At 73.0% G+C, this 26,161-nt stretch carries 23 protein-coding genes and 1 pseudogene; 11 read left to right on the plus strand and 13 right to left on the minus strand.

The window, feature by feature from the left end:
- The first annotated feature begins 54 nt into the window (after positions 1–54).
- Positions 55–1,242 (plus strand): LLM class flavin-dependent oxidoreductase, encoded by a 1,188-nt coding sequence (locus M8C17_RS06050; RefSeq protein ID WP_252415392.1) that lies wholly within the window; start codon positions 55–57, stop codon positions 1,240–1,242.
- Positions 1,243–1,267: 25 nt separating this feature from the next.
- On the opposite strand, the gene M8C17_RS06055 is transcribed toward M8C17_RS06050, so the two are convergent.
- The 3 genes from M8C17_RS06055 to M8C17_RS06065 all read right to left on the minus strand — a co-directional run bounded on the left by M8C17_RS06055 (position 1,268) and on the right by M8C17_RS06065 (position 3,751).
- Positions 1,268–1,672 carry a hypothetical protein gene (locus tag M8C17_RS06055; protein WP_252415393.1) on the minus strand — a complete coding sequence of 135 codons (405 nt, stop codon included), beginning with the start codon at positions 1,670–1,672 and terminating at the stop codon, positions 1,268–1,270.
- Between the two features lie 72 nt (positions 1,673–1,744).
- The gene (locus M8C17_RS06060; RefSeq protein WP_252415394.1) at positions 1,745–2,620 is read right to left on the minus strand and encodes an alpha/beta fold hydrolase; all 876 of its coding nucleotides are present in this window, start codon (positions 2,618–2,620) and stop codon (positions 1,745–1,747) included.
- A gap of 96 nt (positions 2,621–2,716) precedes the next feature.
- Entirely contained in the window at positions 2,717–3,751 is a 1,035-nt protein-coding gene (locus tag M8C17_RS06065; protein WP_252415395.1) for a LacI family DNA-binding transcriptional regulator, read from the minus strand.
- 133 nt (positions 3,752–3,884) lie between these two features.
- Between M8C17_RS06065 and M8C17_RS06070 the strand changes: the two genes are divergently transcribed.
- The 3 genes and pseudogenes from M8C17_RS06070 to M8C17_RS06080 all read left to right on the plus strand — a co-directional run bounded on the left by M8C17_RS06070 (position 3,885) and on the right by M8C17_RS06080 (position 7,577).
- Positions 3,885–4,841: a LamG domain-containing protein gene (locus M8C17_RS06070; protein ID WP_252415396.1), complete on the plus strand. Its 957-nt coding sequence runs from the start codon at positions 3,885–3,887 to the stop codon at positions 4,839–4,841.
- A 298-nt stretch (positions 4,842–5,139) separates the two neighbouring features.
- Positions 5,140–6,150 (plus strand): annotated as a pseudogene (locus M8C17_RS32270) (sorbosone dehydrogenase family protein); the annotation flags it as partial.
- Positions 6,151–7,091: 941 nt separating this feature from the next.
- Positions 7,092–7,577, plus strand: a complete 486-nt coding sequence (locus M8C17_RS06080; RefSeq protein ID WP_252415398.1) for a molybdenum cofactor biosysynthesis protein — start codon at positions 7,092–7,094, stop codon at positions 7,575–7,577.
- Positions 7,578–7,600: 23 nt separating this feature from the next.
- On the opposite strand, the gene M8C17_RS06085 is transcribed toward M8C17_RS06080, so the two are convergent.
- The gene (locus M8C17_RS06085; protein WP_252415399.1) at positions 7,601–7,978 is read right to left on the minus strand and encodes a nuclear transport factor 2 family protein; all 378 of its coding nucleotides are present in this window, start codon (positions 7,976–7,978) and stop codon (positions 7,601–7,603) included.
- Between the two features lie 169 nt (positions 7,979–8,147).
- Between M8C17_RS06085 and M8C17_RS06090 the strand changes: the two genes are divergently transcribed.
- Positions 8,148–9,683, plus strand: a complete 1,536-nt coding sequence (locus M8C17_RS06090; protein WP_252415400.1) for a PP2C family protein-serine/threonine phosphatase — start codon at positions 8,148–8,150, stop codon at positions 9,681–9,683.
- Between the two features lie 10 nt (positions 9,684–9,693).
- On the opposite strand, the gene M8C17_RS06095 is transcribed toward M8C17_RS06090, so the two are convergent.
- The 4 genes from M8C17_RS06095 to M8C17_RS06110 all read right to left on the minus strand — a co-directional run bounded on the left by M8C17_RS06095 (position 9,694) and on the right by M8C17_RS06110 (position 11,930).
- A complete protein-coding gene (locus tag M8C17_RS06095) occupies positions 9,694–10,119 on the minus strand; it encodes an ATP-binding protein (protein ID WP_252415401.1) in 426 nt (141 codons plus the stop codon).
- Positions 10,119–10,451: an STAS domain-containing protein gene (locus M8C17_RS06100; RefSeq protein ID WP_252415402.1), complete on the minus strand. Its 333-nt coding sequence runs from the start codon at positions 10,449–10,451 to the stop codon at positions 10,119–10,121. Before M8C17_RS06100 ends, M8C17_RS06095 begins: the two co-directional genes overlap by 1 nt.
- 171 nt (positions 10,452–10,622) lie before the next feature.
- Positions 10,623–10,955 (minus strand): nuclear transport factor 2 family protein, encoded by a 333-nt coding sequence (locus M8C17_RS06105; protein WP_252415403.1) that lies wholly within the window; start codon positions 10,953–10,955, stop codon positions 10,623–10,625.
- Positions 10,956–11,078: 123 nt separating this feature from the next.
- Entirely contained in the window at positions 11,079–11,930 is an 852-nt protein-coding gene (locus tag M8C17_RS06110) for an SAM-dependent methyltransferase (RefSeq protein ID WP_374557319.1), read from the minus strand.
- A 105-nt stretch (positions 11,931–12,035) separates the two neighbouring features.
- Between M8C17_RS06110 and M8C17_RS06115 the strand changes: the two genes are divergently transcribed.
- On the plus strand, positions 12,036–12,422 hold the full coding sequence (locus M8C17_RS06115; RefSeq protein ID WP_252415405.1) for a DUF2267 domain-containing protein: 387 nt from the start codon (positions 12,036–12,038) through the stop codon (positions 12,420–12,422).
- A gap of 87 nt (positions 12,423–12,509) precedes the next feature.
- Here the strand turns inward: M8C17_RS06115 and M8C17_RS06120 are convergent, their stop codons facing one another.
- Both M8C17_RS06120 and M8C17_RS06125 read right to left on the minus strand, forming a co-directional pair.
- Positions 12,510–15,344 (minus strand): ricin-type beta-trefoil lectin domain protein, encoded by a 2,835-nt coding sequence (locus M8C17_RS06120; RefSeq protein WP_252415406.1) that lies wholly within the window; start codon positions 15,342–15,344, stop codon positions 12,510–12,512.
- A gap of 254 nt (positions 15,345–15,598) precedes the next feature.
- Positions 15,599–16,471: a copper resistance protein CopC gene (locus tag M8C17_RS06125; RefSeq protein WP_252415407.1), complete on the minus strand. Its 873-nt coding sequence runs from the start codon at positions 16,469–16,471 to the stop codon at positions 15,599–15,601.
- Positions 16,472–16,573: 102 nt separating this feature from the next.
- On the opposite strand from M8C17_RS06125, the gene M8C17_RS06130 reads away from it, so the two are divergent.
- The 4 genes from M8C17_RS06130 to M8C17_RS06145 all read left to right on the plus strand — a co-directional run bounded on the left by M8C17_RS06130 (position 16,574) and on the right by M8C17_RS06145 (position 20,497).
- Positions 16,574–17,047 carry a hypothetical protein gene (locus M8C17_RS06130; protein WP_252415408.1) on the plus strand — a complete coding sequence of 158 codons (474 nt, stop codon included), beginning with the start codon at positions 16,574–16,576 and terminating at the stop codon, positions 17,045–17,047.
- Between the two features lie 5 nt (positions 17,048–17,052).
- Positions 17,053–18,411 carry a hypothetical protein gene (locus tag M8C17_RS06135; protein WP_252415409.1) on the plus strand — a complete coding sequence of 453 codons (1,359 nt, stop codon included), beginning with the start codon at positions 17,053–17,055 and terminating at the stop codon, positions 18,409–18,411.
- A gap of 61 nt (positions 18,412–18,472) precedes the next feature.
- Complete coding sequence (locus M8C17_RS06140) at positions 18,473–19,249, plus strand: nucleotidyltransferase domain-containing protein (RefSeq protein WP_252415410.1); 777 nt, start codon at positions 18,473–18,475, stop codon at positions 19,247–19,249.
- Between the two features lie 261 nt (positions 19,250–19,510).
- On the plus strand, positions 19,511–20,497 hold the full coding sequence (locus M8C17_RS06145) for an endonuclease/exonuclease/phosphatase family protein (protein WP_256482244.1): 987 nt from the start codon (positions 19,511–19,513) through the stop codon (positions 20,495–20,497).
- 7 nt (positions 20,498–20,504) lie between these two features.
- Here the strand turns inward: M8C17_RS06145 and M8C17_RS06150 are convergent, their stop codons facing one another.
- From M8C17_RS06150 to M8C17_RS06160, 3 genes are all read right to left on the minus strand, one after another.
- Positions 20,505–21,899: an FAD-dependent oxidoreductase gene (locus M8C17_RS06150; RefSeq protein WP_252415412.1), complete on the minus strand. Its 1,395-nt coding sequence runs from the start codon at positions 21,897–21,899 to the stop codon at positions 20,505–20,507.
- Between the two features lie 145 nt (positions 21,900–22,044).
- Entirely contained in the window at positions 22,045–23,655 is a 1,611-nt protein-coding gene (locus M8C17_RS06155; RefSeq protein ID WP_252415413.1) for a hypothetical protein, read from the minus strand.
- A 259-nt stretch (positions 23,656–23,914) separates the two neighbouring features.
- The gene (locus M8C17_RS06160) at positions 23,915–25,525 is read right to left on the minus strand and encodes an FAD-dependent oxidoreductase (protein ID WP_256482155.1); all 1,611 of its coding nucleotides are present in this window, start codon (positions 25,523–25,525) and stop codon (positions 23,915–23,917) included.
- Positions 25,526–25,563: 38 nt separating this feature from the next.
- Here M8C17_RS06160 and M8C17_RS06165 point away from each other — a divergent pair, with 38 nt between their 5' ends.
- Entirely contained in the window at positions 25,564–26,157 is a 594-nt protein-coding gene (locus tag M8C17_RS06165) for a helix-turn-helix transcriptional regulator (RefSeq protein WP_252415415.1), read from the plus strand.
- Positions 26,158–26,161: the final 4 nt, after the last annotated feature.

A 26,161-nucleotide genomic window follows, 5' to 3' on the forward strand; every position in this document is an offset into this window, starting at 1 on the left:
GCCGCGTGCGCCACCGCAACCGTTCCCGCCGCCGCGCTGGAGGAAAGAGCCGAGATGACCCTCACCTTCCACTGGTTCCTGCCCACCTACGGCGACAGCCGGGACATCGTCGGCGGCGGGCACGGCGTGCCGGCCGGCACCGCCGGGGGTGCCCGCCCGGCCACCGTGGCGTACCTGGGGCAGATCGCCCGTACCGCCGAGCAGCTCGGCTTCGTCGGCGCGCTCACCCCGACCGGCGCCTGGTGCGAGGACGCCTGGCTCAGCACCGCGATGCTCACCGAGGTGACCGAGCGACTCAAGTTCCTGGTCGCCTTCCGGCCCGGGCTGACCTCACCCACGCTGGCCGCCCAGATGGCCTCGACCTTCCAACGGCTGTCCCGGGGCCGACTGCTGCTCAACGTGGTCACCGGCGGTGAGTCACAGGAGCAGCGGGCGTACGGCGACTTCCTGGACAAGGACGCCCGGTACGCGCGGGCCGACGAGTTCCTGCAGGTGGTGCACGCGTTGTGGCGCGGTGAGACGGTCGACCACGCCGGCACCCACCTGCGCGTCGAGCAGGCCCGGCTGCACCGGCTGCCCGACCCGGTCCCGCCGGTCTACTTCGGTGGCTCGTCCGCCGCCGCCCTGCCGGTGGCGGTGCGGCACAGCGACGTCTACCTCACCTGGGGAGAGCCGCCGGCCCAGGTCGCCGGCAAGCTGGACCGGGTCCGCGCGCTGGCCGCCGACGCCGGGCGCGAGCTGCGCTTCGGCATCCGGCTGCACGTCATCGCCCGGGACACCGCGGAGCATGCCTGGGCGCAGGCCCGCCGCCTGCTCGACGGCATCGCCGAGGCCGACATCCGGGCGGTGCAGGAAGGGCTGCGCCGCAGCGAGTCCGAGGGACAGCGCCGGATGCTCGACCTGCACGGCGGCTCCCGCGACGGCCTGGAGGTCTCGCCCAACCTGTGGGCCGGGGTCGGGCTGGTGCGCGGTGGGGCCGGCACCGCCCTCGTCGGCAGCCACACCGAGGTCGCCGACCGGATCGCCGAGTACCACGCGCTCGGTATCGACGAGTTCATCCTCTCCGGCCATCCGCACCTGGAGGAGGCGTACTGGTTCGGCGAGGGTGTGCTGCCGATCCTGCGCGACCGCGGGCTGTGGCGGCACCCCGACGGCGAGCCGGGAGCGGCGGAACACCTCGACATTCCCTTCGCCGGGGCACCGGCCCCCCGGCCCGCACCGGAGCCCGCCGCGGCACGCTGACCGAGGAAACCTCCGGACGCTGCCGCTAGCTGGGTCCGCCGGCCGTACGCCGGCTGGCCCAGCGCGCGCCGAGGCTCACCACCGTGCTGCCGATCGCCGTCCCGACGAACACCAGGACCGCCCCGACGACCCAGAGTCCGCTGTCGTCGCTCGACGCGGCCCGCCACGTCCAGGCCGTGGTGAAAACCACCGTCATGACAGGCGCCACCAGCCACGGGCTGAGCCGCCGGACGGCGAGGGCGGCGAGCAGCACGAGGCTCAGCACGCAGCCGATCACCTGCCACGCGGCGTACGGGCCGCTGGTCGATCCCGTTTGCGGGTCGACGGTGTACCCGGTGTCCCAACCCAGCCAGAGCAACCACACCCCGACCGTGGCCACCGCCAGGTACAGAGCCCCGAGCAGTGCACGCGTACCCCTCGTCGCTGTCATCCGGAGATCATCCCCCGCGCGGCGCGGTCTGGAAATGAGCACCGGCACCCATCTGCGACGGCGCCCGGCCAATCAGGTCTGGACGCGGGCGAGGAAGTCGCGGACCAGCGGTACCACCTCGTCGAGGTGCGTCTCCAGCAGCCAGTGCCCGCCGTCGAGCAGGTGCAGCTCGGCGTCGGGCAGGTCCCGCAGGTACGCGCGGGCCGCGCCCGCCGGCATGTAGCCGTCGTGCGGTCCCCAGACGATCAGTGTGGGCGGTCGGTGGGTGCGCAGGTACTCCTGCTGGCGGGGGAACCAGTCGACGGTGCTGCCCTGGTCGGCCAGCAGGCGGAGCCAGGCGTCGCGTCGCCGGGGATCGGCGATCAGCGCCCCGGAGAGCCGCCACAGATCCGGGCTCACCCGGTCGGTCAGGGTGTCCGGCAGCTCGCCCAGGAACTCGCGGTGGAACCCCTCCTCGGTGATGGCGGCGGCCAGTTGGTCGCGGCCCTCGTCGGTCGGATCGCGCCAGAACCGCTTGAGTGGTTCGTACTTCGGCCCGTGCTGGTCGGGATAGATGTCGCCGTTCTGGATGACGAGACCGGCGACCCGCTCCGGCGCGGCCATCGCCAGGCGCAACCCGAACTGGCTGCCGTAGTCCTGGAGGTAGATCACGTAGCGGGTCAGCCCCAGCACCTCGGTGAACCGCCGGAGCAGCTCGGCATGCGCGTCGAAGGTGTACGCGAACAGGCCGGGGTCGGGCATGTCGCTGTAGCCGAAGCCGGGGTAGTCGGGGGCGATGGCCCGCCACCGGTCGGCCAGCGCGGGCAGCAGGTGGCGGAACTGGAACGACGACGACGGGTAGCCGTGCGGCAGCAGCACCACGGGCGCGTCGGCGGCACCGGCCTCCCGGTAGAAGATCGTGATGCCGTCGACCACCACCGTCCGGTGGCGCACAGCGTGCTCGGCCATGACCCCTCCTGATCAGCCACGGGGGTGGGCGGACCTCTCGACCGTGCCAGAAGCGGTACGGAATCGCGGCCGAATCCGAACGGCCGGCCTGCCGGATCAGGCCCTCGGCGCGGGGCCGGTCGAGTCGCGGACAACCAGCAGGTGCCCGGTGGCCCGGCGCCTGGGCCTCGCCGAGCGGGGCTTGAGCGCGAGGGTGAGAGCGGTGCGGCCCATCTCGGTCATCGGCAGTCGGATGGTGGTGAGGCTGGGCGCGAGGTCGGCGGCCACGGAGACGTCGTCGAAGCCGACGACGGACATCCGTTCGGGCACCGGGACGCGGCGCGCCCGCAGCGTCGACAGCACCCCGATCGCCATCGCGTCGTTGAGCGCGATGATCGCCGTCGTCTCGGGGTGCTGGTTCAGGATCTGCTCGGTGGCCGCCCGGCCGCCGCCACGGGTGAAGTCGCTGTGCACCACGGCGAGGTCGGCGGGGGACAGCCCGCGCTGCCGCAGCGCCGCCGACACGCCCGCGAGTCGGTCGGCGACCGTGGTGAGACCGGCGCTGCCCGCGGCCACCGCGATCCGCCGGTGGCCGAGATCCATCAGGTGCTCGGCGAGCGCGCAGCCGCCGGCCTCGTTGTCGGGCAGGACGGCGTCGACGCCGAGCGCGTGCCGCCCGATGGCGGCGACCCGGCCGCCGTGGTCCTGGAACGCCGCCAGCTCGGCGCGGGCCTCGGACTCCAGCCGGGGATCGTCGTAGCCGGAGCCGCTGATCAGGATGACGCCGACCCGCTGGGCGATGAGGTGGCGTAGCTGTTGCAGCTCGTAGGCCGGGTCGCGACCGGACTGGCAGATCTGCACCAGCAGCCCCTGCTCGGCGGCGACCTGGATGACCCCGCTGGCGATCTCGGAGAAGTAGGGGTCGTCGACCTGGTGCACGATCAGCCCCACGGTGGAGCTGGCGCCGCCGGCGAGGGTGCGGGCGTACGGGTTGGCGACGTACCCCAGCTCGCGGGCCACCTGCCGGACCCGGTCGGCCACCTCGGCGCTGACCCCCTCGCGGCCGGCCAGAGCGCGGGAGGCGGTCGCCAGCGAGACGGCGGCGCGGTCCGCCACGTCCACGAGGCGAGGTCGCTGGCCGGCCCTGGGCATCCGCAACTCCCTGGAGACATCCATGTCACCTGATCTATTGCCAGTGACGATCGTCGAAGCCTAGGGTACGTAAGCGCTTACGTAAGCGCTTACGTCGGTCCGCACCGGCGTGCCGCGAAATGAGGTGAACGCGATGTCCAGGGCCAGAAGAGCCGCCGTCGCCACCGTCTCCCTGCTGGCGGTCGGCGTGCTGACCGGCACGGGGGCCCCACCGGCGCAGGCGGACCGGAACCGTCCGTCCGATGTCCACCCGGCGCTGCGCCCACACCTGGTCGCCGCGTACGACTTCGACCACCCGGTGCCGGGCGACCCCGCGCTGGAACGCGACCAGGGCCGCTCCGGGACCGAGATCGAGCTGATCAACGGCGGCCCGGCCATGCGGGTCCAGGACCACGCCTACCGGGGCAGCGGCAAAGCGCTGCAGACCCGGCAGGTCGACCCGGCGGTGGCCGGCAACGACGACTGGAAGGCCGGCACCTGGTCGGCCAGCGGGGTCCGGACGCTCCGCGCCTTCAGTGCCACCGCGGGCACCACCGTGATGGGGTGGTTCAAGCTGCAGATGGACAGCCCGCTGCCCAACTCCACCACCGCCGACCCCAACGACCGGTACAACGCCATCGGGCTGGCCGGCGTGCTGACCGGTGACTCCGACGGCCACGGCGTCCGGGCCCTGCTGGAGCTGATCGACGTCGACGGGGAGTTGCGCCTGGTCGCGCTCGGCCGCCGGCTCGACGGTGGCAACTCGCAGACGTTCGCCGCCAGTCAGGACTGGCGGGACCTGCTGCCGGCGGGGGAGTGGGTGCACCTCACCGCCACCTTCGACTTCGGCACCGGAGCCCTCGCCCTCTACCGCAACGGCGAACCGGTGCAGGGCTTCTACACCCGCACCGACGACCCGTGGCTCGTGTCGGGACCCGGCCCGCACGTGACCACCGCGTCCGACCCCCGGGGCATCAAGATCGGCGGAAGCTTCCCGCAGGACACGCTGGAGCGCAATCCGTGCGACTGCCGCATGGACGGCCTGATGTTCCTCGACAGCGTGGTCTCCGCGAGCGACGTGCGGAGGCAGTACCGCCACCTGGCCCGCTGACCACCCTCGGCACCGTCCCACCGAGAAGGAGACACGCGTGCTCACCCTCCACGACCGCGCCCGCGGTATCCGCAGATCCGTACTGACGGCCGGCCTCACCGCCCTCGTGCTGGTCCTGTCCACCCTGCTCGCGACACCCGCCCGGGCCGCCGACGCGGTGTACGACCCGGTCCCGCAGATGCCGGTCCAGTCGCGGCTGGGGCTGGTCCTCACCGAGTACGCCAGCTTCCCGCAGTCGTACCCCACACCGGCTCCCACGGATCAGCGGCTCATGCGTACCGCCCGGATCAACACCATCATGGAGCTGCCCGACGGCTCGGGCCGGCGTGCCGTGCCGGACCTGAACGGCAACCTCTACCTGGTCGAGGGCGGCGTGCCGCACGTCTACCTCGACGTGGCGGCGACGTTCGCCCCGCGGTTCTTCTCCGGACGCGGCCTGGGGCAGGGCTTCGGGTACGTCGCCTTCCACCCGGAGTTCGGCGCCAACGGCCGGTTCTACACCATCCACACCGAGTTGGCGTCGGCGACGACCACCCCGCCGGACTTTGCCCAGGCCGGGACGATCTATCACGGCGTCATCACCGAGTGGACGGCGACCGACCCGGCGGCCGACACGTTCGCCGGTACCCGGCGCGAGGTGCTGCGCGTCGGCTTCGGCGGCCAGGTGCACGGCATCCAGGAGATCAACTTCAATCCGACCGCGAAGCGCCACGACCGGGACTACGGCCTGCTGTACCTCGCGGTCGGCGACGGTGGCCTGGGCGTACGCAACACCGACCCGCAGAACCTGGGCCTGCCGCACGGCAAGCTGCTGCGCATCGACCCCCGCGGCACCAACTCCGCCAACGGGCGGTACGGCATTCCCCCCTCGAACCCGTTCGTCGGCCGGGCCGGCGCGCTCGGCGAGATCTACGCCCTGGGCTTCCGCGACCCGCACCGCTTCAGCTGGGACCGGGCCACCGGCCGGATGTACCTCGGGCACATCGGTGAGCACGCCATCGAGGCGATCTACGAGGTCCGCGCCGGCGACAACTTCGGCTGGAGCGAGCGCGAGGGATCCTTCGTCTTCGACAAGGCGGCCACGAACCCCTGTGACCGGCTGTTCCCGCTGCCCGCCGACGACGACCGGTACGGATACACGTATCCGGTCGCCGCGTACGACCACGACCCGGCCGCGGACTGGAACTGCACGGCCGACGTCGGCGTCGCGGTGGCCGGTGGGTTCGTCTACCGCGGACGCGCCGTGCCCGCGCTGCGCGGCAAGTACGTCTTCGGTGACCTGGTCGACGGCCGGGTGCTCTACACCGAGGCCAACGAGATGCGCCGTGGCCGGGGCCTGGCCCCGATCCACCAGCTCGCCCTGTTCAACGCCGCGGGCAGCCCGGTCCGGATGCGGGACCTCTCCGGGCCCGGCGCCCCCGGTGACCCCAACCGCGTCGACCTGCGCTTCGGCACCGACGCCGCCGGTGAGCTCTACGTGGTCGCCAAGGCCAACGGAAAGATCTGGAAGGTCACCGGCACCCGGGTCTTCGCCAGCGGCGACGTCGGCAACACCACCGTGCGTCGCACGGCGGGGGCCTCCAACTGGGCGCCGGTGACCCCGGCGAAGTGGCAGTTCACCCGCGACCAGGTCATCCTCGCCGAGGCAGGGGTCAGCCGGCCCGGGCCGCGCCGGCCCTTCGAGTACGCCGTCCTCACCGCGGGTCCGGCGTGGTCGTCGGTCGAGGTCGACGCGCGGGTACGGCTCGACACCCCCGTGGAGGTCAGCAACCGGGACGTCATCATCGTCTTCGGCTGGCGGTCGGACACGGAGTTCTACTACGCGCACCTGTCCACCGACAACACGATCTATCCGCACAACGGCATCTTCAAGGTCGACAATGCGGACCGGGAACGCATCGACCACCAGTGGAACGGCCGCTCGCGCGGCGCCAACCCGGCGATCACCGACGCCGACTGGCACCGTGTGCGGGTCGTCCACCTGCCGGCCAGCGGTGAGATCGCGGTGTACGTCGACGGGCGCAAGGACCCGCTGATGACGGCGAAGGACACCACGTTCGGCTCCGGGCGCGTGGGCTTCGGCTCGTTCGACAACGTGGGCCGACTGCGCGACCTGACCGTCACGGGCACGCCGGCCTGATCGGCGTCGCGGTGGGGACGGGGCGACGATGCCGCCGTCCCCACCGTCAGCCGACGCCCGGGTCCGCCGAGCCGGCCCGGAGGGTCCGTCCGGTTCGTAGAATCCGTGCCATGCCGCGGATCGTCGAGTTGCTGGCCTCGCCCGTGCACCGCTTCCTGGGCCGGCCCGCCGACGGTCCGGCTCCGGCCCCTCCCGGTGAGCTGGTCGACGTGGTCCGGATCCGGGCCGGCCTCGGCATCGTCGGCGACCGGTACTTCGGTCAGCCGGCGCACCGCGACGCCAGCGTGACGGTGATCGCCCAGGAGTCGCTACCACCCGGTGTGGGCCTGGCGGAGGTCCGGCGCAACGTCCTCACCACCGGCATCGCGGTGGACGAGCTGATCGGCAAGGTGCTGGTCCTGGACTCCGGCGACGGCCCGGTCAGTCTGCGGGTCAACCGGGCGGCCCGGCCCTGCGCGTGGATGGACGTCACGGTCGGCCCGGGTGCGTGGAAGGCAATGCGCACCACGGGCGGCATCCGCTGCACGCCGCTCAACGACGGCACCCTGCGCATCGGGCCGCTCGACGTCAGCATCGAGCGCGCGCCCACGCCGTAGTGGCGCCGCCAGCCTGTTGAGGGTCAGACCGGGCTGATGTGAGCGGCGAGCACCCGCCAGCCGTGGGTGTCGTCGCGAACCCAGGTCCGGGTGTACCGCAGGCGCCCCGCGAACGGCACCCCGTCGAACACCCCGGCCACCCGGCCCAGGAAGAACGTCACTCCGGTCGACCCGACGACGAGCAGGTTCAGATCCTCCTCGACCAGCTCCTCGATGACCGAGGTCCGGTCCCGGTGCGCGGCCAGGTCGTCGCGCTTGGTGTACGTGCCGCCGTCCGGGCCGACGGCGATCAGCTGGTCGACGAGCAGCTGGTCGAGAGCCGCGACGTCACCGGCTCGCTGCGCGGCCTGCAGGGTGCGCTCGGCATCGAACAGTTCCGCCTCGCGTTCGCTGTCCGGCATGCTGCCGTCCTCCCGATCGGGGTTCACCCGGTGCCACCGGGGCTGTCCGCATTGTGGCAGCCGGGGCGGCCCCGACGCGACGGATCGGCCCGGCGGCATGTCCCGCCCGGCTGCGGAATCCGCCCCGCGCCGCGTCGGCCGGCGGCCGGCCGGTGGCTAGGCTGCTGGCATGGCAGACCAGGGCGGGCGCGCCGCCGCGGCGGCAGGCGCGGTCGAAGCGGTGGTCCGCGAGGTCCTGGCCGTCGTCCCCGCCGGCTGTACGTGGTTGCTGCCGGTGCCGGATGACGGGCGGCCGGTCGCGGACTTTCGCATCGCGGCCACCAGCGGCGAGGGTTATGACATCTACGGCCGGGGGGTCGAGCGGGTCGGCGAGCGGCTCAGCGAGCTGTATCCGAGCATGGTCGACGGTCCTCTCTGGCAGCTGTACCACGAGGTGCTGTCCACCGGATCGTCCGGCCGGCTGGCCGACTTCCGGTACGCCGAGAAGCGTGCCGGCGTCGTCGCCGACTCGCTGTTCGACGTACACGTGCACCGGGTGCTCGGCGGCCTGCTGGTCGCGTGGGAGCGGCTCGACGAGGACCGGCGTCGGCTGGAGCGCACCGAGTTGCTGGGCAGCCTCGGCTGGGCGGAGTACGACCTGGCCAGCGGGCTCAGCCAGTGGTCTCCCGGCATGTACCGGATCTTCGAACGAGACCCGGCGCTCGGCCCGCTGTCCCGAGCCGAGCAGTCCGCGGCCATCCTCCCGGACGACAACATGCTGCGCGAGGCCGCCTGGCAGACGCTGGACAGCGGAGCGTCCTCGGACGTGACGGTCCGGTTCCAGCCGGCGGGCACCGTGAAGTACCTGCGGATCCTCTCCGACGTCTCCCGGGACGCCGACGGCGCGCCGTTGAAGATCCATGCCGTGGTGCAGGACGTGACGGCCCGGGTGGACTCACGGACCGCCATCGAGCGGCTCAGCGACCAGGTGCGGACCCGGGAGATGACGGCGCTGGCCGAGCACCGGCTGGCCGGGCAGTTGCAGAACCTGATCCAACCCGTGCCCCGCGCGCCGTTCCCGCTCGCCGGGCTGGAGGCGATGGTCAACTACCTGCCGGCGGAGAGCGCGGCCCGGGTGGGCGGTGACTGGTACCACGCGCAGACCCTGCCCGACGGGCAGGTCGTGCTCGCCGTCGGCGACGTGACCGGTCACGGGCTGGACGCCGCGAGCGGGATGGCGCACCTGCGCTTCGCGCTGGTGGCCTGGCTCTCGATCGGCATCCGTGACCCGGCGGTGCTGCTCGGGAACCTCAACCGGCTCTGCGGTCAGCTCGCGATCACCGGGACCGCGGTGGTCGCCTTCTACGACCCGGCGACCCGGGTGCTCTGCTGGGGACGCGCCGGGCACATGGCGCCGCTGCTGTCCCGTGCCGGCGAGACCGGCCCGCTCGACCGTCCGGCGGGCCTGCTGCTGGGCGCCGGAGAGGACTCCGCGTACCCGGTGCTCACCCCGCGACTGCGCCCGGGTGACCTGGTGCTGTTCTACACCGACGGGCTGGTGGAACGACGCGCCCCCGACAACGATCTGCTCGAACAGGTGCGGGCGATGCTCTCCGCGCTCTCCGCCGCGCCGGGGGAGCAGACCCTCCCCCGACTGCGTGGCCTGCTGCACCGGCCCAACCCGGACGACGACACCTGCACACTCGCCGTACGCGTGCTGCCCTGAGCCGCCGGGCTCACAGGCCGAGCCGGATGCGGACCACGGTCCCCTCCGGCATCGCCAACACGCCGACCTCGTCGCAGACCTGCTCGACGATCGCCAGCCCTCGACCCCGTACCGCCTCGGCCGGCGGCATGTCGCGGCCGAACGCCCGCATCGGCCCCTGGTCGATGACGTCGCAGATCAGATGGTCGGCCTCGGCCCAGAGCCGGACCCGGCCGCCGCCGGTCGTGTGCTGCAAGGTGTTGGTGGCCAGCTCGCTGACGGCCAGCGCCAGCAGCTCCACCCGTTGCGGCGACAGGCCCCGGGCGACCGCCCCGGCGCAGACGAACGCGCGCAGCGCCCGGAGGTCGGCTGCCGCGTGGTACGCCATGCTGTCCGTGCTGTGCGCGGAGGTGGACTGCTCGGCAATCGTGCGGATCTCCCGCCGGTCGCCGGGCATCAGCCCGCCAGCCGCGGGTCGTCGGCGGGTGGTCGCAGCAGGTTGCCGACGCCCGTGATGTCCAGCACGGCGGCGACCGGCCCGCCGGCGTTGACGGCGTACAACCGCCGGCCGTCCGCGCGGGCCGTCCGGTGGGCGGTCACCAGGGTGTGCAGGCCGGTGGAATCGAGGAAGCGCAACCCGCCCACGTCGACCACGACCACCGGGGCGCCGCGGACCGCCGCGGCGAGCACGGTGGTCAGTTCGTCCCGGACGGCCAGGTCACACTCGCCGGTCAGCGTGACCACGATCCGGCCCGGTGCCGTGGATGTGCGGGCCTCGAAGTGCGCCATCGGGCAGCAGCACCTTCCTCCTAGCGACAGCCGTTGTGGGCACATCATGTCACCCGCCCGCCGCTTGGCAGCGTCCTCCGTTCGGCGGCGATCAAGGACCGAGGATCAGGGGACGGGCGATGCTGGGCCGACCCAGCTCGCACCACCGTGCGTCGCACGCCGCGAGGGTCGCTACGGGCGGATGTCCAGGGCGCCGATCAGGTCGTCGCGCAGCGTGAACCGGTACCGCAGCTCGATGGGGCTGCCGGGAAAACTGCCCGACACCCGGGTGAGGACCACGTACGAGTCACCGGCCTGCGGCGTGACCCCCACCGGCTCGGCCGTGTACGAGTAGGCAGCCGTCGTCCGCTCCCGCCAGGCGCGGATCGCGGCCCGTCCCTCGTGCAGCCGGTCCTCGTCGGCCACGGTGGCGGTGTCCGCGAAGCAGGCGACGAAGGCGTCGAGATCGCCGTCGTCGACGGCCCGGAAGTACCGGTCGATCACGTCGGGCAGGTCGACCGCCATCTGCTCCTCCTGCGGCGCGGGCCGCCGTCGGCGGCCGCCGGATACGCGTCCGACCTCACCGTACGAGACGGGGCCCGCGCCGCGCGGAGCAACCAGGAGAACCCTCCGGAGGTCCGGCGTGGGTCAGGGCTTGCGGCCGACGGCGCAGTAGCCGTCCAGGTCGGCGGGCGGGCCGTCCCGCTCGGGTCGCCAGTGGGTGAACGGCACCAGGCCGGGCTCGACCAGCTCCAGGCCGTCGAAGAACCGGGCGATCCGCTCCGGGCTGCGCAGGTGGTACGGCAGCGCCCCGCTCTCGTTGTACTGCCGGTGCGACTCGACGACCGCCTCGCTGGTGTCGGTGCCGTCGGACAGCGCGAGGTAGCTGCCGGACGGCACCGCGTCGAGCAGGGTACGGACGATGGCGACCGCCTGGTCGTCGTCGCCGACGTGTCCCATCACGCCGAACAGCAGGACCGCGACGGGCTGGTCGAGGTCGAGGTGCTCGGTGGCCTGTCGGAGCACCGCCTGCGGGTCACGCAGGTCGGCGTGGATGTACCGGGTCAGCCCCTCCGGGCTGCCGACCAGCAGTGCCCGCGCGTGGGCCAGGACCATCGGGTCGTTGTCGACGTACACGACGCGGCTCTGCGGGTTGACCCGCTGGGCCACCTGGTGCGTGTTGTCGGCGGTGGGCAGCCCGGTGCCGACGTCGAGGAACTGCCGGATGCCGGCCTCACCGGCGAGGAAGCGCACCGCGCGGGACAGGAACGCCCGGGACTCGCGCGCCGTCTCGATCATCGCGGGGAACAGCTCGCGGACCTGCTCACCCGCCAGCCGGTCGATCTCGAAGTTGTCCTTGCCGCCCAGCCAGTAGTTCCAGATCCGGGCGGAGTGCGGAACGCTGGTGTCGATCTTGGGCTGGTCGGTGGCCGGGAGAGGTGCCGCTTCTGCCACGGGCGTCCTTCCGCTGGGGGTGGGGAAGACACGAAGGACAACCATGCTCCCACAGCGCTCCGGTTCGTAAATCGGACACCCGCGCACGGCCCCGGGTTTGTGGCCGGTGGGCCCGGGTAGCCACGCGTCTCCGGACGGAAGGGGCGAGCCATGGCCGAGCTGATGTTCGTCGACAAGGTCGCGGGACGGGCGGGTGTCCCGCCCGAGCAGGCGCGCCCGCTGACCGAGGCCGTTCTGCGTACCCTCACCGAGCGGCTCAGCGGCGGTGAGGCGGCCGAGCTGGCCCCCCATCTGGCCCCCGAGTTGAGCCCGCTGCTGATCAAGGCGGTTGAGGCGCCGGAGGCGTTCGGTTACGACGAGTTCATGCGGCGGGTGGCCGACCGCGCCGGCACGGACCGACCCACCGCCGAGCGGGGCGTCCGGGCCGTCCTCCAGACGATGCACCGGGTGGTCGGGCACCGCGAGTTCGAGGACGCGCTGTCACAGCTCCCGGCCGATCTGCGGGCGCTGGCCCAGCCGCTGCCGCAGGGCCCCTGACCGTACCGACCGCCGGGATCCGCGCCGGGTGGCCCGGGGCACGGCCTGACCGGTTGCCGGTTCAGACCGCGCCCCAGGTGTCGGTGCCTACCCCGCGCTGACGACCCACTTCTGGTGGGCGCCGCCGGCGTACGTGCCGATCTGGATCTGGGTGCCGTCGGCGGTGGCGCCACCGGCGGCCTGCATCACCTTGCCCGACTGCGGGTTGCGGATCGACCCGTCGGGCTGCGGCTGCCACACCTGCGAGCCGGTGCCGTTGCAGGTCCACAACTGCACCTTCGTGCCGTCGGCGGTGCCGCCGTTGTCGACGTCCAGGCACTTGCCCAGAGCGCGGTAGGTGTCGCCGACCCGGCTCCAGGACTGGGCGCTGGTGCTGTTGCAGGTCCAGAGCTGGATCTTCGTGCCGTCGGCGGTGCCGGCGTTGTTCACGTCCAGGCACTTGCCGCCGACGCCGGTGATGGTGCCCGAGCCGCCGCTGGTGGCCGCGTACACCTCCAGTTCGTAGATGCGTGCGGCCGGATCGCTGGTGCTGGTCGGCGCGGTGATGGCCAACCGCACGTGGCGGGTGCCGGGGGCGGTGACGTTGTGGGTCGTGGTGCTCGCCGTGTTGCCGGTCACCGTGGCGCGGGTGGTCCAGGTCGTGCCGTCCGCGCTGGACGCGACCGTGAAGTCCCGGGTGTTCCAGGCGGCGTTCTCGCCGCCGGCTCCGGCGTGCTTGACCACCACCCGGTTCACCGCGTAGCTGGCCCCCAGATCCACCTGGAGGTACTTCGTGGCGCCCGTCGAGCACCACTTGTCACCGTTGCCGCCGGCGACGCTGCCGTTGACGGCCTTGGCCGGGGCCTCGGTCGCCGAGCAGGAGCTGTCCGCCGTGGCCGGCTTGTTGAGCGCCAGGTTGGCCCCGCCGGTCGGCGGCGGGGTGGTGCCCGGGATGGCGTTCAGCGTGTACCACGCCTCGGTGCTCCACAGTGACTGCCCGGTGGTCGAGGTGAACGGGCGCGGCGAGCGCAGGTACACGACGTGGCCGGCCTTGCGCCCACCAACGGCGAGGCTGACCTTCTTTCCGTCCGCCGAGAGGGTGGCCGAGGTGACGGTCAGCGTCTCCTCGTCGATCTTCGGACCGCCGTAGCTGGCGGTCGCCTGGTACCGCCACTGCTTGACCTTGTAGTGCGCGGCCAGGTTGGCGGCGGTCTCCGCCGAGACCGGCTGGGTGTACTCCACCTCGAAGCCGGCCTCGGTGGCCCGCATGGCGAGCATCTCGAAGGCGTTGGTGGTGTTCGGGGTGAGCTTCTGCAGGCCGTACGACAGCTTGCCGGTCTGGCCCCAGTTGCCGCCCGCGCCGAGCCCGCCGACGTAGATCGCGCCGTCCGGTCCGACGTTGACCTCGGAGACGCCCGCCTCGAGGCCCTGGGTGAGCCGGAACAGGGCACCCTGGTACTCGCCGTTGACCTTCTCCACATTGGCTCTCTGCAGGCCGCCGTAGGTCACGTCACCGATGACGAACTGCCCGGCGTACCGGCCGGTGGTCAGGTACATCGGCGTGCTGGGGGAGTTGGCGATCTCGTTCTGCGGCATCCAGAGCACCGGCGGGGTGACCGGGTTGGCGTCGAACGGGCCGGCCGGGTTCATGTAGTGGTTGAAGAACCGGCCCTGCTTGACGTGCACCAACTTCGAGGAGGGCAGCCAGCCGCCCTGGTTGTCGGTGACGAAGATGCCGCCCTCCGGGCCCCAGCCGATGCCGTGCGGGGTGCGCAGGCCACCGGCGACGTAGCTGACCGCCCCGGTGTCCTTGTTGACCTTGAGGGTGGTGCCCCGGTTGACGGCGGGCTGCGGGTTGGTGGTCGCGCCGCCGGAGTTGATCGACACCGACAGGTTCAGGTAGAAGAACCCGTCCTGGTAGAGCAGGCCGAACGCGAACTCGTGGAAGTTCCCGCCGTACGGCCAGGTGGCGACCGTCTGGAGCTGGTCGGCCACCTCGTCGCCGGTGCTGTCGACCAGTCGGGTCAGCCGCTGCTTCTCCGAGACGTAGACCACTCCGTCGACGACCTTGAGCCCCATCGGCTCCTTGAGACCTCCAGCGATCTTCTTGGTGGTCACGTTGCCCGGCGTGGTCGCGCCGCCGGTGTTGTTCATGATCCACACCTCACCGTCCTGCGAGGTGCCGGACTGGTCGCTGCCACCCCAGGTCGAGATGACCAGTCGGCCGTCGGGCAGCCAGTCCATCCCGGTGACCTTCGGCTGGAAGCCGGTGGGCCGCAGGTTGGTCAGCGTGTAGCCGGGGTGCACACCGGTCAGCGGCAGGCCGTCACCGGGGGAGTCGGTGACCCCCTCGCACTCCTTGCGGCCGGGAGCGGTCACCCGGACCACCCCGGCGTCGGTGCTCAGCGCCGAGTTCGGCACGACCACGAAGGACGACGAGCCGGGCGTTTTCCACTCCAGGGTGATCTGCTGCCCGCCGTCGCGCTCGAAGTGGTCGATGCGCAGCGGGTGCAGCCCGGCGGTGAGGGTGACGGTGCCCTCCTTGGGCGGCGTCGCGCCGTGCAGGCCGTCGTGGTTGATCACCACGCTGTTGTCGATGGTCAGCTTGGATCCGTCGTCGCTGCTGAGCCGGAACGTGTAGCTGCCGGCCTGGGTGGTGGTGATGTTGCCGAGGACCTGCGAGACGAAGTAGTTGTCGAAGCCGAAGTCGGCGGTCGACGTCCAGTTGATCGTGGACATCAGCTTGTCCACGTTCGGGGTCTGCGCGGGCTTGAGCGTGCAGAGCTCGGACAGCGGCACCTGCACGTCGAAGACGCGCAGCGTGACGCCCGGTTCCTGCTCGGGGGCGGCGCCGGCCGGGTCGGCCCAGAAGCCGGCGGCGAGGACGAGTGCCAGCGCACCCAGGACAGGACTGCGGAATCGGCGCAGCAGCCGTGTGCCCATCGTTCCTCCAAGAGGGATAGGAGTGTCCGACGGCCGGCGTGGATCAGTGGTGGAGGCGATGGCCGTCGGCCCGGTTCCGAAACGCCCTCGACGCCGACGAGTGACGTTCTGGAAACACCGGGTTGATGGGTCGAGACATTAAGTTGTTTCGATTGGACTGTCCATGCCTTTGCATCGATACATCAAAAGTTCCCGATGTATGTGCGAAAGTACGCGGTGGTACGCGATGAATGCCCGGTGTCGAGACCCTGGACCTACCGCCGCCCGCGCCGGGCCGGACCACCCGCCCGGTTGCCGGGCTTCCGGGTCGCGGTGCCCGGCTTACGGGCCGGGACGGCGGACCCACGGGCTCGGCCGGCGGGACGGCGGGCCGGGTTGGCAGCGCCGCGCGGAGCGGGTCGACGGCGGGCCGCCACCAGCACGACGACCGCGACCACCGCCACGATCACGGCCGGCACCAGCCACGGCGGCAGACCACCGCCCTGCCCGGTCGTGGCGCCCGCCGGCTCGCTCGCCGCAGCGCCGCTAGCGCCCGCCGGGCCGGGGCTCGCGCCGGCTGCTCCGGGGCTCGCCGACGGGGTGCCCTCCACCTGGGCGAGCAGCGCCGGCGCGGGACCGTCCGTGGGCGCCGTCCAACCGGCCGGTGCCGCCGTGATGGAACCCTGGTAGTCGAACGTGACGCTGCCGCGCACGGCCTCACCATCGGAGGCGACGGAGAGATAGCTGGCGGTGTACCGGCCCTTCGCCGGCCAGTGCGCGACGGACACCATGGCGGGGAAGCCGGTGTGGTACAGCCGAGGCTCGAAGACCCCGTTGACCATGAAGTACTCCTGGACCGGCTTGTCCAACCGCTTCGGCTCGCCGTACGACCAGCCGTTGTCCACCCGCGACCCGTTCGGCCCGGTGACGGTGAAGTGGGCGTTGGACGCCGGCTTCTCGGTGAAGTACAACGCCACCTGCGCCAGCGGCTCACGGACAACGGTGCCGGTCAGCGGGGCCGACGTCGCCAACTGGCCGTGCGCGGACGCCGGAGCGGCGGGCAGCAGCAGGAACACCACCAGCGTCGCGGCCAGCGCCGCCAGCGCTCGGCTCAGGACGTGACGGACAGTGACCAGCCTCGATCGCATTCGTTCATCATGGTCATTTCCTCCCCGCCGAACAAGACGTAGAGTTCACGTCCCCGACGATCAGTTCGACACCCGTCCCCCCGCGTCGTTCGGAGTCCGCCCGTGTTCGTCCGTGCCCCCGGTTCCCGGGTTCCCGCCGTCCTCGCCACCGGTGTCCTCGCCGCCCTGCTCGCCACCGGTTGCGGGCAGGGCGACGACCCGTCCGTGGCCGACCCGTCGGCATCGCCGACGGCCGCCGCGCCGCCGACGACCGCCACCACGCCGGCGCCGTCGGCCAGCCCCACACCCGGCCCCACCGCCAGCACGCCGGCGGTGGACCGGGAGATCACCGTGACGATCGCGAAGCGGCGGGTCAACCCGCCGACCGGGCGGGTCACCGTGAGTAAGGGCCAGCTGGTGCGGATCACGGTCACCTCGGACGTTCCCGACGAGCTGCACCTGCACGGCTACGACCTGGGCGCCCGCCTGCCGGCCGGCGCGCCCGCCTCGGTGGAGTTCCGCGCCGACAAGACCGGGCTGTTCGAGGTGGAGACGCACGAGACCGAGCTGGTGCTGTTCCAGCTCGTCGTCCGCTGAGCACCGTGACCGGCGCGACCGCCGTGCTGGCACACGGTGTCGGTGGCCGTCAGGACCTTCCGATCACGCTGCCGCAGCTCGTCGTCGCCGCGGCCCTGACCCTCGTCGTCACGTTCCTCGCGCTGGGCCTGCTCTGGCGCGAGCCACGACTCGACCGCGACGCCGCCGGCGGCCGGCCGGTGCCGCAGCGCCTGGCCCGGCTCGTCGACGCGCCCGCCCTCCGGTGGGCGCTGCGCGCGTTGGGCCTGCTCGCCGCCGGGTGGTTCTGCCTGGGCCTGCTGGCCGGACCGGACACCCCGGACAACCCGACGGCCGGCGCGCTCTACGTGCTGCTCTGGGTCGGGCTGGTGCCCGTGTCGTTGCTGCTCGGCCCGGTCTGGCGGGCGGTCAACCCGCTGCGTACGGTGCACCTGCTCGCCGCGCTGGCGGTACGGCGGGACCCGGAGCGCGGCCTCCGCGAGCTGCCAGCCGGCCTGGGGCTCTGGCCGGCGGCCGTCACCCTGTTCGGGTTCGTCTGGCTGGAACTGGTCGCACCCGACCGGGCCACGCTGCCGGTCATCACCGCCTGGCTCGCCGCGTACGCCGTGGTCATGCTGGCCGGGGCGGCGCTGTTCGGCGCGGGCTGGTTCGACCGGGCCGACCCGTTCGAGGTGTACAGCGGACTGGTCGGCCACCTCGCCCCGGTCGGCCGGGCCGCGGACGGCGTGCTGGTGTGGCGCAACCCGCTGGACGGGATCGCCGGCCTGCGCCCCCGACCCGGCCTGGTCGCCGTGGTGGTCGTGCTGCTCGGCTCGACGATGTTCGACAGCCTCTCCAACGCGCCCGCGTGGCTGCGCTTCGCTCAGGAGAACGGCCAGCCTCCGGCGGTCACCGGCAGCGTCGGGCTGATCCTGGTCATCGCCGCCGTCGCCGCGGCGTACCTCGCCGCCACCGGGGCCGCCGCCCGGATCGGCCGCGCCGACGACGACCCGGTCGACGGTGCCACGTCGGCCCGCGCCGTGCCCGGCGAACTCGCCCACTCGATCGTGCCGATCGCCGCGGGATACCTGGTGGCGCACTACTACTCGCTGCTGATCCTGGAGGGTCAGCGCACCGTCGCGCTGCTCTCCGACCCCCTCGGCACCGGCGCCAACTGGTTCGGCACAGCCGGCTGGCAACCGCACACCGGCCTGGTCACCCCCGGCGGGGTGGCCAGCCTCCAGATCACCGTCATCATCCTCGGGCACCTGCTCGGCACGCTGCTCGCCCACGACCGCGCCCTGTACCTGTTCCCCCGTGCCCGGGCGGTGGCCGGTCAGCTCCCACTGCTGGCACTGATGGTCGCCTACACCGTCGCCGGCCTGCTGCTGCTCTACGCCGGGTAGGACCGCCGCCGGCCGGGTGACCCGGGTTCGGGGCGGTGCTGCCCGCAGGTGAGGATGGGGCGTGGATTCCGATCTTCGCCGCTACCTCGACGAGCTGGTCGACGCCGCCCGGGACGTGCTCGGCGACGACCTGGTGGGCGCGTACGCCGCCGGCTCGGTGGGGCTCGGCGCGTACCAGCGCGGTCGCAGTGACGTGGACGTGGCGCTGGTCTGTGCCGGGCCGCTGACCGGGACCGACAAGGTGGCGCTGGTGGCGCGGCTGCGACACGAAGCGCTGCCCTGCCCGGCGCGCGGGCTGGAACTGGTCGCCTACCAACGGTCCGTGGCCGCCGCCGGCCGGCCGGAACCCGGCTTCGAGGTCGAGCTGAACACCGGTTCCGGGATGCCGTTCCGGCGCACCCTCGACCCGGCGGACCGGCCCGCGACCGACGGCCGGTTCTGGTACGGGCTGGATCGCAGCATCCTGCACCAGAGCGGCTTGCCGCTGCTCGGGCCGCCGGCGGGGGAGGTCTTCGCCGACCTGGCCCCGGCCGACCTGCGCCGCCTGCTGATCGAGGCGCTGACCTGGTGGTTGGCCCTGCCGATGCCGCCGGGCGACCAGCCCGCGCCCGGCGCGGAGGACGCGGTGCTCGGCGCGTGCCGGTCGCTGGTACGCCACCGCGACGGCGTCTGGTTGTCCAAGGTGGCGGCCGGGCAGCGGCTGATCGATGCCGGGGACCCGGCCGAGGTGGTCCGCCGGGCGGTCGCCGCCCGGCGCGGCGGGCCGCCGCCCACCGGGGCGCAGGCACGCGCCTTCCAGCAGCGGGTCCGCGCCGAGATCGCCGGCCAGCCCGACTAGCGGCCCGGTCACCACGACGCCGCACGGACGCACCCGGGTGGAAGCGTGCTCACCGCCCCCGGAGAAGGATGCTGCCGAGGAGGAGAAGGCCAGGTCAGAGAGCTCACCCGGACAGCCTGTTGACCAAAATAGGATGCGGCAGTGACCGACGGTGAGCGGGGGCGGACGATGACGCAGGTGGACTCGGCGGAGACCGGGCAGGGCGACGCCGGCCGACGGGATGCCGGCGCCCGGACGTGGCGCGCCCGCATCCGCCGGGCGATGCGCAACGTCTTCCGGCCGAGCCCCTGGAAGCGCGGCCTGGTGCTCGCGGCGCTGGCGCTGCTGCTCGGCCTGATCCTGCTACTGCACCGGCAGATCCCGAACCGGATCGGGAACCTCGGCAGCCTGGTGGAGACGTTCCTGCCGTGGTTCGGCCTGCTCATCCCCGTACTGCTGATCGGGGCGCTGTGGCGTCGTTCAGCCTCCGCGGTGGCCGCGCTGCTGCTGCCGGTCGTGGTGTGGCTGAACCTCTTCGGCGGGCTGCTCGTCGACAAGTCCCGTCCCGGCGGCGACCTCACCGTGGCCCAGCAGAACGTCAACGCCAACAACCCCGACCCGGCCGGCACCGCCCGCGACCTCGCCGCCGCCGGTGCGGACGTGCTGGCCCTGGTGGAGCTGAGCCCGCAGGCCGTGGGCACGTACGAGGAGGAGTTGGGGAAGGCGTACCCGTACCACACGGTGCAGGGCACGGTCGGGCTGTGGAGCAAGCTGCCGCTGTCGGACAGTCAGCCGGTGGACATCCAGATGGACGCCGGCCCGCTGGCGGCCACCAAGCCGGCCGACATCACGATGGCCTACAACCGGGCGCTGCGCGCCACGGTGGTCACCGACCAGGGGCCGCTGGTGGTGTACGTGGCCCACCTGGGATCCGTGCGGGTTAATCCCAGGGCGGGCTTCTGGACGGCCCATCGGGACAGGAACGCGCGGGCGCTCGGCGAGGCCGTCGCCGCCGAACGGAACGAACGGGTGGTGCTGCTCGGCGACCTGAACGGCACCATGGACGACCGCGTGTTCGGCAGCATCACCTCGCGGTTGCGCTCGGCTCAGGTCGAGGCCGGGGACGGCTTCGGCTTCACCTGGCCGGCGACGTTCCCGGTGGTGCGGATCGACCAGATCCTGGTCCGCGGTGTGAAGCCGGAGAGCTCCTGGGTGCTGCCGGCCACCGGCGGCGACCACCTGCCGGTGGCGGCCAGCATCAGCTGGTGAACGTGCCCTAGCGGACCGGGCGGGGCTGGAGCGAGGCGAAGAGCAGGTTGAGTCCCTCGGCCATGGTCGGGTGGGTGATGATCGCGTCCCGCAGGGCGGTCCACGGCATGCCGGCGAGCATCGCCAGCTGCACGGAGGTGATCACCTCTCCGGCCTCGGCGCCGAGCAGCGCCGCGCCGAGGATCCGGCCGCTGCCGGCGTCGACCACCGCCTTCCACATGCCCTCGGTCTGCCGCAGGGTGCGCGCCCGGGGGATCGCGGAGACCGGCAGGTGGGCCACCTGCACGTCGTACCCGGCGCGGCGCGCCTCGGTCTCGGTGAGCCCGACCCGGGCCAGCTCCGGGGTGGTGAAGATGGTGTACGGGATGAGCCGTCCGGCGGTGCTGCGTCGCTCACCCGCCAGGTTCGCCCGGATGATCCGGTAGTCGTCCAGCGAGGCGTGGGTGAACTGCGGCGTGCCCGCGACGTCCCCGGCCGCCCAGGTCCGCTCGGCGGTGGTACGCAGGTACTCGTCGACCAGCACGAAACCGCGCTCGTTCAGCCGGACACCGGCGGCGTCCAGCCCGAGCCCGTCGGTGACCGGCGCCCGACCGGCCGCCACGAGCACGTCGTCCCCGGTCACCAGGCTGCCGTCGTCCAGGGTCACCCCGACGGTGCCGTCGTCGTTCCGGTCGACCCGGGCGACCGTCACGCCGACGCGTACGTCGATGCCGTCGTCGATGAAGATCCGCATCACCGCGTCGCTCAGGTCGGGATCCTCGCGGGTGAGCAACCGGGGACCGCCCTCGATCAGTGTCACCGTGCTGCCGAACGAGGCGAACATCTGCGCGAACTCCACCCCGACGGTGCCGCCCCCGAGCACCACCAGGCGGGCCGGCAGCCGGTCCAGGTGCAGCAGGCTGTCGCTGGTCAGAACCCTGGCCTCCGCCATCCCGGGCACGGACGGCAGGTGTGGTCGGGTGCCCGTGTTGACCACCACGTCGGCGCCGCGGAGCAGCCGCTCACCCCCGTCCGCCAGGGACACCCGCACGGTACGCGGCCCGACGAAGCGGGCCTCGCCGATCACCAGGTGCAGGCCGGATTCGAGGAACTGCTGCCGGTTGGCGGCGATCATCCCCTCGACGACGTCCTGCTTGTGGGCGCGCAGCAGGTCCACGTCGACCCGGCCTCCCTCGACCACCAGGCCGAGCGCGCGGGCGCCACGCAGTTGGCGTGCGGCCCGCGCACTGGTCACCAGCGCCTTGGTCGGGATGCACGCCACGTTGATGCAGCTGCCGCCGATCATCCCGCGTTCGACCATGGCGACGCGCCGGCCGGAACGGGCAACGTCCATGCTCAACGTCTTGCCGGCCTTGCCGCCGCCCACGACGAGCAGGTCGAACTCCTCCGGTTGGTCGGTCACCGGCGCTCCTCTCGGTCACCGGACCCGGCCGGCGGCCGCCGGTGCGCGGCGGCCAGCCCAGCCTGTCAGCTCCGACGGGACCGTCGACCGGGTTCCGCGCAGAATCGCCCCGTCCGAACCGGCCCGAGGTCGACCGCCACCGGCGTCAGGTCCGGGCGGCGCCGTTCTCGCTGATCGGCTGCCCGAAGGGCAGGAACGGCACGGGCGTCGGGTCCCCGGTGCCGCCTGGTCGCCCGAAGGCCGGCCCGGCATCGCTGGTGGGTGCGTTCGTGGCGGCCGGACGGTCGACGGTCACGGCCGGCTCGTCCGTGCCGCCCGGGCTGTCGGCCGGCTCGCCATCGGGCCGTTCGTCCTCGGCCTGGTCGCCGCCGGGCAGCTCGTCACCCGGCTGGTCGTCGGCGGCCCGCTCGTCGATCGGCCGCTCGCTGACGAGTCGGTGGGCGGCGGGCCGCTCGACGACGGGCCGGTCGGTGCCGGACCGGCTGCCCACCATCGGGTACTCGGCGGTCTCCGTGCCACCCGCGGCGGCGGCCATCACCGCGGCGGCGGCCAGGTCGGCCACCCGCTTCGCCTCCCGCTGCACCCGGGCGCGGACGTCCTTGGCGTGCCGCTCGGCAGAATCCCCGGCCCGGCGGGCCTCGTCCAGACGCGCGCTCTCGGCGGTCAGGTCCCGGCGCACCTCGTTCAGCCGCTGCTGGATCCGGCCCAGCTCGTTCTCCAGGGTCTCGCCCTCCTGGCGGACCTCGGCGAGCTGCTGGCGGGCGGTCTCCAGCTCGGCGTGCAGCTGGGCCGACTCCTGGCGGCGTTCCTCAAGCTCCTCCTGCACGGCGGCAAGCTGCTCCTGCTGGGTGGCGGCCTGCTCGTCGGCCCGGTTGCGCAGCTCCGTCACGTGCTGCTGTGCCTCGGCCAGCAGCGCCGCGATCTGCTGCTCGGTGGTGCTGCGCTGCTCGGCCAGCTCCCGCTCGGCGACCGCCTGCTGCTCGGCGATCTCCTGCTCGGCGGCGGCTCGCCGGTCGTTGACCTCGCGCTCCACCCCGGCCTGCCACTGGGCCATCTCCTGCTGGCCCTTGGCCCGGGCGGCCTGGAGCTCCTGCTGGATCTGGGTGCGGGCCGACTTCATCAGCGCGTCGGCGGCGACCCTGGTCTGGTTGAGCTGCTGGGCGCTCTGCTCGGTGATCCGCTTCGCCTCGTGCTGCGCACGCTCGTGGGCGGCCTCACCGTCGGCCCGCAACTGCTCGGCGTGCTCCCGGATCGCGGTCAGCTCGGCCTCGGCCACCCGGCGCCGCTCCTCGTACGCCTGCTCCTGCTCGGCGCGCCGGGCCGCCAGTTCCTCGCCCAGATCCTGGCGCGCCTGCGCGGCCCGCTCGCGCGTGTCGACGAGGATGCGCTCCGCCTCGGTCCGCAGCTCGTTCGCACGATCCATGGCCGAGTCGGTGATCATCGACGCCTGCTTCTCGGCGAGGGCCAGGATCTCGCCGACCATGGGACCCAGATCCTGGAACGAGGCGCGGTCCACCTGCACGGGCTGCTCCTGAAGCTCGGCCAGCTCGGCGCGCAGCCGCTGCACCTCGGCGGTCAGCTCACGGACGCGGACCGCGGAGCGCCCGTGCTCCCCGCTCAGCATCGCCAACTGCCCGTCGAGCTGCTCCAGGTGCTTGTCGACCTGGCGTTTGTCGTAGCCGCGCAGGGCGAGCTCGAAGCTCGGCCGCGAGGCCGCATCGTCGCGTGCTGCGTGCGGCTCAGCGCCGATGGACATGCACCATCCTCCGTACGATCGGGGCGCCAGGGCCGGCGGTCGACCGCCCCGCGCGGGCCGTGAATGTGGCGCAACGCTACCGCCGAGGCCGCGCCGTGAGTAGGCCCGCCCCACCACCGCCCACGACAACCTCCGAGCACCCGTCCTTTCCCCGGTGGATCGTGACGGAGCGCCGCCCGGAAGGCGGTGATCCGCGACCTTTGTCGCCGTCCACAGTGGCGCATGCCGGTGGCGGACGAGCCGCCACCGGCATCGGTGTTCAGCGCCGGCGGGCGACCAGCACCGCGTCGTGCAGGGTGATGTCCCGGCCCTCCGGGTCCGTGGCGGTGCGAGGCCGGGCCTCGGCGGTGAGCACCTCCCACCGGGCCGGATCCAGCTCGCCGGCCACGTCCTCGGCCGTGTACATCATGTCGGGCATGTGCATCCGGTGCGCGGACGTCCACAGGTCCGACGGGTGGTGCCCGACGATCAGCAGGGTGCCGCCCGGCGCCACCGCTGCGGCCAGCCGGGCGAACAGCTCCCGCCGCTGCGCCGGCGGCAGGTGCATGAACTGCGCGGACACCAGGTCGTACGCCTCCTCGGTGGGCGGCTTCTCGCGCAGGTCGGCGTGCGTCCACTCGATGCGGTCGCCGACCCCGGCGGCGTCGGCGTGCCCGGCGGCACGGCCCAGCGCGGTGGTGGAGATGTCCACCGCCGTCACCCGCCAGCCGCGCTCGGCCAACCACACGGCGTCGGCGCCCTCGCCGCTGCCCACGTCCAGTGCCCGCCCCGGTGCCAGATCGGCGGCCTCGGTGACCAGTTGCGGGTTCGCCCGGCCACTCCACACCGCCGGCCGGGAACGGTAGCGCTCCTCCCACGCCGGCTCCTCGAAGGCCGTGGCCACCAGCTGCCGGTACGCGGTCACCGCGTCGCGGGTCTCCTCGGCGATCAGGTCGGCGTTGATGGCTGCCCCGGCCGTCAGGCCGGCCGCGGCGGCTGTGATCACCTGGCCGCGTACGTCGGCGACGTTGCCGGCCACCCAGACTCCCGGCACGGTCGTCGCCCCGGTAGCGTCGGCCGGGATCTGGCTGCCGATCACGTACCCGCCCATCGTGACCTCCTCCGGGGCCAGGCCCAGCCCGACCAGCAACCCGGCGCGCGGGGCCGTCCGGGTGGCGACCACCACCGCGTCGAGCGCCACCACCCGGCCGGAGGCGAGCCGGACGCCGGTCAGCGCGTCCCCGGTCACCTCCAGCGCGGCGACCGGACCCGGCACAACGGCGATGCTCCGGGCGGCGAGCCGCTCGGCCGCCTCCTCGTCCGGTGCCGGAGCGTCGTGCAGCAGGAGCAGCACGTCCGAGCTCCACTGCCGCCACATCTCGGCCTGGTGCACGGCCATCGGCCCGGTGGCCAGCACACCGATCCGCCGGTCCTGGACCTCCCAGCCGTGGCAGTACGGGCAGTGCAGCACGTCGCGACCCCACCGCTGCGCCAACCCCGGCACGTCGGGCAGTTCGTCGGTCAAGCCGGTGGCCACCAGCAGCCGCCGGGCGCGCACCACCTGCCCGTCGTCGAGGTTGAGGCGGAACCCGTCGTCGTCCCTGGTCGCCGTCTCCACCCGCCCGGCCAGGAACGTCCCGCCGTACCCGGCCACCTCGGCGCGGCCGGCCGCGACCAGCTCGGCCGGCGGCGTTCCCTCGCGCGCCAGGTAGTTGTGCACGTGGTCGGCCGGCGCGTTGCGCGGCTCGCCGGAGTCGATCACGAGCACCGAGCGTCGGGCGCGGCTCAGTGCCAGGGCTCCGCTGAGCCCCGCCGCGCCGCCGCCCACCACCACCACGTCATATGTCTCGTCCACCGGTGTGTCTCCCTGCTTCTCGGCTGAGCCCACCATCCGTCGCCGCCGGCCGGGCGGCAACTATCCTTGCCGTTATGGCAAACGACGACAGCGCGGCGCTGGCCGCCGTCGGCCCGCGACTGCGTGCCCTGCGCCACCAGCGGGGGACCACCCTGGCCCAGCTCGCCGACCTGACCGGCATCTCGGTGAGCACCCTGTCCCGGCTGGAGTCCGGCAGCCGCCGGCCCACCCTGGAGCTGCTGCTCCCGCTGGCCCGGGCCTACCAGGTGCCGTTGGACGAGCTGGTGGACGCTCCGGCGACCGGAGACCCCCGGGTACGCCCCAAGCCCATCGTCAAGCACGGCGTGACGTTCCTGCCCCTGACCCGCCGACCGGGCGGTCTGCAGGCTTTCAAGCAGATCCTCCCGCCGAACACGCCTACCGGGGAGCTGACCCAGCAGACCCACGAGGGGTACGAGTGGATCTACGTCCTCTCCGGCCGGCTGCGCCTGCTGCTCGGCGAGCACGACCTGACGCTGACCCCGGGCGAGGTGGCCGAGTTCGACACCCGCGTCCCGCACCGGTTGTCCAACCCCGGCCCCGGCACCACCGAGGTCCTCAGCCTCTTCGGGCCGCAGGGGGAGCGGCTGCACGTCCGCGCCCGCCCCACCGGGTCCGACGACCGGTAGTCGC

The sequence above is a fragment of the Micromonospora sp. RHAY321 genome (assembly GCF_023896955.1).
Classification (GTDB): domain Bacteria; phylum Actinomycetota; class Actinomycetes; order Mycobacteriales; family Micromonosporaceae; genus Micromonospora.